The following is a 7,879-nucleotide window of genomic DNA, read 5'->3' as shown; positions in this document are numbered from 1 at the left end:
GCAGGGGGACCAGCGGCCTGAGCCATCGAGGGCAGCCAGCATGAAAGCCATCCCTGCCCCACCCGCGCAGTCCCAGAGTCGCGAACTCTCGGGACGCACTCAAGAAGGTAGGGCCGTATGACCACCGAGACCGCACCGGTGAACACCGAGACCGCACCGGCCACCGAGACCGCACCCGCCGCCGTCGAGGTGCACGACGTGCACAAGTGGTACGGCACCCACCGGGTCCTGGACGGCGTGAGCCTGACCGTACGGCCCGGCGAGGTCACCGTGATCCTCGGCCCGTCCGGCTCCGGCAAGTCCACCCTGCTCCGGGTCATCAACCACCTGGAGAAGCCGGAGATCGGCCATGTCAGTGTCAACGGCGAGCTGATCGGCGTCCGCCGGCACGGCGAGCGGCTGCGCGAGCTGAGCGAGCGGACCATCCTGACCCAGCGCGGCCGGATCGGCTTCGTCTTCCAGAACTTCAATCTCTTCCCGCACCTCACCGTGCTGGACAACGTCGCAGCCGCCCCCGTGGCGACCGGGAAACTCACCAAGTCCGCGGCCCAGGCACTCGCCCGGGAACTCCTCGGGAAGGTCGGCCTCGCGGACAAGGCCGACGCCTACCCCCGGCAGCTGTCCGGCGGCCAGCAACAGCGTGTCGCCATCGCCCGCGCCCTGGCCCTGCGCCCCGGCGTCATCCTCTTCGACGAGCCCACCTCCGCCCTAGACCCCGAGCTCGTCGGCGAGGTCCTCGCCGTCATCAGGGACCTGGCGACCAGCGGCACCACCCTCGTCATCGTGACCCACGAGATCGGCTTCGCCCGCGAGATCGCCGACCGGGTCGTCTTCATCGACGCCGGAAAGATCGTCGAACAGGGGCCGCCCGGCGAGGTGCTCGACAACCCCCGGCACGAACGGACGCGGGACTTCCTCAGCAAGGTGCTCTGACACCTCTCGACCTCCCCCACACCATCACCCTCTCTCATCTCATCCAGTCACAAAGGACGGCCAGTCATGCCTGCCCACTTCTCCCGACGTGCCCTGCTGCGCGGCATCACCGCGGCGACCGCGGTCGCCACCCTCGCCACCGGGCTCAGCGCCTGCGGCGGGGACAGCGAGGCCGCCACCACGACCGAGTCCGCGGGCTCGGTGACCGTCGGCAGACTCTCCAACGGCGCCGCCAAGGAGACCGCCCTCAAGGTCTCCGAGGTGAAGTCGATCAGCGCCGGACTTCCCGCCGCCGTGAAGAAGAGCGGCAGGCTCGTCATCGGGGTCGGCGCGCTGCCCTCCGGGTTCGCCCCGCTGGCGTACGTCGGCGACGACCAGAAGACCCTCACCGGCGCCGAACCCGACCTCGGCCGGCTGGTCGCCGCGGTCCTCGGACTGAAGCCCGAGACGAAGAACTTCACCTGGGAGAACCTCTTCGTCGGCATCGACAGCGGCAAGGTCGACGTCGCCTTCTCGAACGTCACCGACACCGAGGAGCGCAAGAAGAAGTACGAGTTCGCCTCCTACCGGCAGGACAACCTCGGCTGGGAGGTGAAGAAGTCCAGCACCTGGAACTTCGACGGCGACTACGAGAACCTCGCGGGCCTCACCGTCTCCGTCGGCTCCGGCACCAACCAGGAGAAGATCCTCCTGGAGTGGAAGAAGAAGCTGGAGAGCGAGGGCAAGAAGCTCACGGTCAAGTACTACCCGGACAGCAACGGGCTCTACCTGGCGCTGAACAGCGGCAAGATCGACGCCTACTTCGGCCCCAACCCCGGCATCGCCTACCACGCCGCCAAGACCGCGGGCACCGCCACCGCCACCCGCAACGCGGGCACGTTCTCCGGCGCGGGCGAGAGCCTCCAGGGACTGATCGCCGCCACCGCGAAGAAGGACAGCGGCCTCGCCAAGCCGCTCGCCGACGCGATCAACTACCTGATCAAGAACGGTCAGTACGCCAAGTGGCTCACCGCCTGGAACCTCTCCAACGAGGCCGTCGCCAAGTCCGAGGTCAACCCGCCCGGGCTGCCGCTGGACAACTCCTGACGTCTCGTCAAGTACAGCCACTGTCATGCCTGTTGAGTTAGAGAGGATTCCGCCTCCGTGACCATCCAGACCGACCTCCGCGGAGGCGGAGCCCCGACCACCGCCCCGCACGTGCTCGACAACGCCGTCCGGGCCGCCCTCACCGGGCCGCACGCCCACCTCGCCGAACGCGCAGGGCTCGCCGCCCGCTACCCCGCCGACATCTACGCCTTCGCCGCCCTCGCCGACCCGGGGGACCCGGCCGCGTGGGCCGACCTGCACACGCTCGCCGGACCGGGCACGACCGTACGGATCAAGCCCGTCGAGAGCGTGCCCGACGGCTGGGAGGTCACCGGCGGGGGAGAGGGCGTCCAACTCGTCGCCACCGAGGAGTTCCGCACCGAACCCGACCCCGGGGCCGTCCCTCTCGGACCCGATGACGTGCCGGAGATCCTCGACCTCGTCGCCCGTACCCGCCCCGGCCCCTTCCTGCGGCGGACCGTCGCTCTCGGCACCTACCTCGGCATCCGCCGCCGCTCGACCATCGTGTCGGTGCGCGCGCCGGGAACATCCGCGGAGGCAGAGGCGTTGTGACTGACGACGAGATGTGTGCGGCGCCACACGGCGCCCAGAAGGGGGAGGTGACGGCCGTGACCCGGATATCGCACGCCGTGCACCTCCACTCCCGGCCCCACATCGACCTCCAGCGCGTTGCCGGCGCGCTCTGTTGCTCCTGACCCGTTCCCCACCCGCCGCACCCCTGTTTCCGTGGGTGGCGTGCGTCCTCGTACGGACCTCCAGGAAGGCACCCCCGTGTCCTCAGCACCTGCTTCCCCGCTCCATCTGGCCGTCGCCCTCGACGGCACCGGCTGGCATCCCGCCTCCTGGCGCGAGCCGGTCGCCCGCCCCCATGCGCTGTTCACCGCCGGATACTGGGCCGACCTGGTCGCCGAGGCCGAGCGCGGCCTCCTCGACTTCGTCACCATCGAGGACGGCCTGGGCCCGCAGTCCTCGCACCTCCTGGACCCGGACGACCGCACCGACCAGGTCCGCGGCCGTCTCGACGCCGTGCTCATCGCCTCCCGCGTCGCCCCGCTCACCCGGCACATAGGGCTGGTGCCGACCGCGGTCGTCACCCACACCGAGCCGTTCCACCTCTCCAAGGCGATCGCCACCCTGGACTACGTCAGCACCGGCCGGGCCGGCCTGCGCGTCCAGGTCTCCGCCCGCCCCGCCGACGCCGCGCACTTCGGCCGCCGTACGGTCCCCCGCATCGAGAACCTCGACAGCCCGGTGGTGACCGAACTCTTCGACGAGGCCGCCGACTACGTGGAGGCCGTGCGCCGCCTCTGGGACAGCTGGGAGGACGACGCCGAGATCCGCGACGCGGCCACCGGGCGCTTCATCGACCGCGACAAGCTCCACTACATCGACTTCGAGGGCCGTCACTTCAGCGTCAAGGGCCCCTCCATCACCCCGCGCCCGCCGCAGGGCCAGCCGCTGGTCACCGCCCTCGCCCACGCCACCGTCCCCTACCGCCTGGTGGCCCGCGCCACCGACGTCGGATACGTCACCCCGCACGACACCGACCAGGCCCGCGCGATCGTCGCCGAGATCCGTGCCGAACAGGAGACGGCGGGGCGCTCCGCCGAACCGCTGCACGTCTTCGGCGACCTGGTCGTCCTCCTCGACGACGACCCCGCCGAGGCAGCCGCCCGCCTCGACCGCCTCGACACCCTCGCCGGCGAGGAGTACACCGGCGACGCCCGGATCTTCGCCGGCAGCCCGGCCGGGCTCGCCGACCTGCTCCAGGAGTTCCAGACCGCAGGCCTCACCGGCTTCCGGCTGCGCCCGGCCGTCGCCGGCCACGACCTCCCCGCGATCACCCAGAAACTCGTCCCCGAACTCCAGCGCCGCGACGCCTTCCGGCGCGCCTACGAGGCCGACACCCTGCGCGGGCTGCTCGGCCTGACCCGCCCCGCCAACCGCTACGCCGCAGCCTGAGCCGGACGGAGAGACCGACGACCATGAGCAAGCCCCTGAAGCAGATCCACCTGGCCGCCCACTTCCCCGGCGTCAACAACACCACCGTGTGGAGCGACCCCCGGGCCGGCAGCCACATCGAGTTCAGCTCCTTCGTCCACTTCGCGCAGACCGCCGAACGCGCCAAGTTCGACTTCCTCTTCCTCGCCGAGGGACTCAGGCTGCGCGAACAGGGCGGCAAGATCTACGACCTGGACGTCGTCGGCCGCCCCGACACCTTCACCGTCCTCGCCGCACTCGCCGCCGTCACCGAACACCTCGGCCTGACCGGCACCATCAACTCCACCTTCAACGAGCCCTACGAGGTGGCCCGCCAGTTCGCCAGTCTCGACCACCTCTCCGACGGCCGCTCCGCGTGGAACGTCGTCACCTCCTGGGACGCCTTCACCGGCGAGAACTTCCGCCGCGGCGGCTTCCTCCCGCAGGACGAGCGCTACTCCCGCGCCAAGGAGTTCCTCGCCACCACCCAGGAACTCTTCGACTCCTGGCGGGGCGACGAGATCCTCGCCGACCAGGCCACCGGGGTCTTCCTGCGCGACGCCAAGGCCGGCGCCTTCGTCCACGAGGGCAAGCACTTCGACATCCACGGCCGGTTCAACGTCCCGCGCAGCCCCCAGGGCCGCCCGGTGATCTTCCAGGCCGGTGACTCCGACGAGGGCCGCGAGTTCGCCGCGTCGAGCGCCGACGCGATCTTCAGCCGGTACGCACAGCTCGACGAGGGCCGGGCCTTCTACACCGACGTCAAGTCCCGCCTCGCCAAGTACGGCCGCCGCTCCGACCAGCTGCTGATCCTGCCCGCCGCCAGCTTCGTCCTGGGTGACACCGACGCCGAGGCCGAGGAGGCCGCGAAGGAGGTGCGCCGCCAGCAGGTCAGCGGCGCCACCGCGCTCAAGCACCTGGAGTTCGTCTGGAACCGGGACCTGTCCTCGTACGACCCGGAAGGCCCGCTGCCCGACGTCGACCCGCTCGTCAGCGAGGAGCACATCGCCCGCGGCCGGGCCCAGGTCCGCATGTACCGCGACCCGCTGGTCACCGCCCGTGAGTGGCGCGAGCTCGCCGAGGCCAACAACTGGTCCATCCGCGACCTGGTCATCGAGACCGGCAGCCGGCAGAACTTCGTCGGCTCCGCGCAGACCATAGCGAAGACCATCAACGACTACGTCCAGGCCGACGCCAGCGACGGCTTCATCCTGGTCCCGCACATCACCCCCGGCGGCCTCGACGCCTTCGCCGACCAGGTCGTACCCCTGCTCCAGGAACAGGGCGTCTTCCGCACGGAGTACGAGGGCACCACCCTCCGCGACCACCTCGGCCTGGCCCACCCGGACGAGCGGGGCGCCGCCGAGCGGGCCGCATCGTGAAGTTCCTCGCGATCACGCTGATCGTGCACCGCCCGGACCCGGTCACCGGGATCCAGAAGTCCACCCAGGACCGGTTCCGGGAGGTGCTCGACAACGCCCTGCTCGCCGAGGAGCTCGGCTTCGACGGCTTCGGCGTGGGGGAGCGGCACGAGCGGCCGTTCATCTCCTCCTCGCCGACCGTCGTCCTCAGCCATGTGGCGGCGCTGACCAGACGGATCCGGCTGTTCACCGCCGTCACCACACTCAGCCTGCTCGACCCGGTCCGCGCCTACGAGGACTACGCCACCCTCGACCACCTCTCCGGCGGACGCCTCGACCTGATCATCGGCAAGGGCAACGGCGCCGCCCAGCGGGAGCTCTTCCACGTCACCCCCGAGGACCAGTGGGAGCGCAACGCCGAGAGCTACGAGGTGTTCCGGCGGATCTGGCGCGACGACAAGGTCACCGCCGCCACCCGCTTCCGCCCGCACCTCACGGACGCGGAGGTCTGGCCCAGGCCCTACCAGCGGCCGGTACGTGTCTGGCACGGCAGCGCCACCAGCAAGGAGTCCGTCGACCTCGCCGCCCGCTACGGCGACCCGCTGTTCTCGGCGAACGTCACCCACCCCATCGAGCCGTACGCCGAGCTGATCCGCCACTACCGGGAGCGCTGGGAGCACTACGGCCACGACCCGGCCGCCATCGCGGTCGGAGCCGGGTCGGCGGGCCTGTACGTGGCACCCACCTCCCAGGAGGCGGTCGAGACCTACCGGCCGGTCTTCGAGTCCACCCTCGCCTTCCAGAAGCAGTTCGGGCTGCCGGTGGTCTTCGAGAGCGTCGAGGACTTCGTCGAACGCAGCTCGGCCCTGATCGGCAGCCCGCAGCAGGTCATCGAGAAGGTGCACCGCTACCACGAGCGGTTCGGCCACACCGTCCTGCATCTGCACGCGGACGCCGGCGGCCTCGACGACAGCCGGCACCGCGACTCGCTGGAACTGTTCCAGTCGGAGGTGGCGCCGGTACTGCGCGAGGAGATACCGGACCCGCCGTTCCCCTGGGCACCGGTACTGCCCACTCAGGAGGTGCCCGCCCATGCCTGACATCCCCCTCGGCGTCCTGGACCTGGTCCCGATCTCCTCCGGCTCGACGGCCTCCGACGCCCTGCGCAACTCCATCGACCTCGCCCGGCAGGCCGAGCGCCTCGGCTACACCCGCCACTGGTTCGCCGAGCACCACCTCAACCCCGGCGTTGCCGGTACGTCCCCCGCGGTCGTCCTCGCCCTGACGGCCGCCGCCACCTCCACCATCAGGCTCGGCTCCGGAGCCGTACAGCTCGGCCACCGCACCGCGCTCTCCACGGTCGAGGAGTTCGGCCTGATCGACGCCCTGCACCCCGGCCGCTTCGACCTGGGCCTCGGCCGCTCCGGTGGAGGCCCGCCGGGAGAGAAGGCGACCGTGCCGACGGCCACCCCGGTCGTCGACGGCCGCGCCCCGAACGGCCTGCTCATCCCGCCCCTCTTCTCCTTCCGACGTCTCCTCGGCTCACCCCGCGTCGCCCTGCAGCGCAAACTGCTCCTCCTCCCCGGCGCCGAGTCCCAGGACTACGCCGAGCAGATCGACGACATCCTCGCCCTGCTCGCCGGCACCTACCGCTCCCCTGAGGGCGTCGAGGCACACGTCGTACCGGGCGAGGGCGCGGAGGTCGAGGTGTGGATCCTCGGCAGCAGCGGCGGCCAGAGCGCCGAGGCGGCGGGCGCGCGGGGCCTGCGCTTCGCCGCCAACTACCACGTCAGCCCGGCCACGGTCCTGGAGGCGGTGGACGGCTACCGGGCGCACTTCAAGCCCTCCGAACTCCTCGACGCGCCCTACGTCAGCGTCTCCGCCGACGTCGTCGTCGCCGAGGACGACGCCCGCGCCCGCGAACTCGCCACCGGCTACGGCCTGTGGGTGCGCAGCATCCGCACCGCCGAGGGCGCCATCCCGTTCCCGACCCCCGAGGAGGCCCGCGCCCACGCCTGGAGCGACGAGGACCGGGACCTGGTCCAGGACCGCCTCGACACCCAGTTCGTGGGCTCCCCGGCCACGGTCGCCGACCAGCTGGAACAGCTCCAGGAGGCCACGGGCGCCGACGAGTTGCTCATCACCACGATCACACACGACCATACGGACCGCGTCAGGTCCTACGAACTGCTCGCCGAGGAATGGCACCGCCGCGGCCACGCCCCCCGACCGAGCGGCTACGCCCTCCGGCCGGGCTGACGGCCCGAGCGCGGCTGCGCCCTCCGGCCGAGCGGCTACGCCCTCCGGCCGGGGTGACGGCCCGAGCGTTCGTGACCGCCTCGGTGCGGCGGTGCGGCGGTGCGGCGGTGCGATGGCGCGGCGGCGCGACGACCGGGCCGCCGCGAGGCGAGGGCCGGGGCTGGACGCCGGGCCTCGGTGGTGCCGGCGGGTAGAGGGCCGGGGCTGGACGCCGGGCCCCCGCGGTCCCGGCGAGTAGA

Annotated in this window: 7 protein-coding genes and 1 pseudogene; all 8 read left to right on the top strand. The window is 71.4% G+C overall.

From position 1 onward, the window contains the following. Positions 1–117 precede the first annotated feature (117 nt). The 8 genes and pseudogenes from ACFPIH_RS47340 to ACFPIH_RS47305 all read left to right on the top strand — a co-directional run bounded on the left by ACFPIH_RS47340 (position 118) and on the right by ACFPIH_RS47305 (position 7,640). Complete coding sequence (locus tag ACFPIH_RS47340; protein ID WP_381185104.1) at positions 118–933, top strand: amino acid ABC transporter ATP-binding protein; 816 nt, start codon at positions 118–120, stop codon at positions 931–933. Positions 934–999: 66 nt separating this feature from the next. Beyond that, positions 1,000–2,019: an ABC transporter substrate-binding protein gene (locus ACFPIH_RS47335; protein ID WP_381185107.1), complete on the top strand. Its 1,020-nt coding sequence runs from the start codon at positions 1,000–1,002 to the stop codon at positions 2,017–2,019. Between the two features lie 57 nt (positions 2,020–2,076). After that, positions 2,077–2,553, top strand: a pseudogene (locus ACFPIH_RS47330) (GNAT family N-acetyltransferase); the annotation flags it as partial. A 50-nt stretch (positions 2,554–2,603) separates the two neighbouring features. After that, positions 2,604–2,735: a putative leader peptide gene (locus ACFPIH_RS47325; RefSeq protein ID WP_381185263.1), complete on the top strand. Its 132-nt coding sequence runs from the start codon at positions 2,604–2,606 to the stop codon at positions 2,733–2,735. Between the two features lie 76 nt (positions 2,736–2,811). Then, positions 2,812–4,002, top strand: coding sequence for an LLM class flavin-dependent oxidoreductase (locus tag ACFPIH_RS47320; RefSeq protein ID WP_381185109.1), 1,191 nt, complete (start codon positions 2,812–2,814; stop codon positions 4,000–4,002). A gap of 23 nt (positions 4,003–4,025) precedes the next feature. Then, complete coding sequence (locus ACFPIH_RS47315; RefSeq protein WP_381185112.1) at positions 4,026–5,402, top strand: NtaA/DmoA family FMN-dependent monooxygenase; 1,377 nt, start codon at positions 4,026–4,028, stop codon at positions 5,400–5,402. Then, positions 5,399–6,481: an LLM class flavin-dependent oxidoreductase gene (locus tag ACFPIH_RS47310; RefSeq protein ID WP_381185115.1), complete on the top strand. Its 1,083-nt coding sequence runs from the start codon at positions 5,399–5,401 to the stop codon at positions 6,479–6,481. Before ACFPIH_RS47315 ends, ACFPIH_RS47310 begins: the two co-directional genes overlap by 4 nt. Beyond that, the gene (locus ACFPIH_RS47305) at positions 6,474–7,640 is read left to right on the top strand and encodes an MsnO8 family LLM class oxidoreductase (protein ID WP_381185118.1); all 1,167 of its coding nucleotides are present in this window, start codon (positions 6,474–6,476) and stop codon (positions 7,638–7,640) included. Before ACFPIH_RS47310 ends, ACFPIH_RS47305 begins: the two co-directional genes overlap by 8 nt. The last annotated feature ends 239 nt before the right edge of the window (positions 7,641–7,879 follow it).

This window comes from Streptomyces vulcanius (genome assembly GCF_042653945.1).
Classification (GTDB): Bacteria; Actinomycetota; Actinomycetes; order Streptomycetales; family Streptomycetaceae; genus Streptomyces; species Streptomyces mangrovi.
This window is presented reverse-complemented; position numbering and strand designations above follow the sequence as displayed.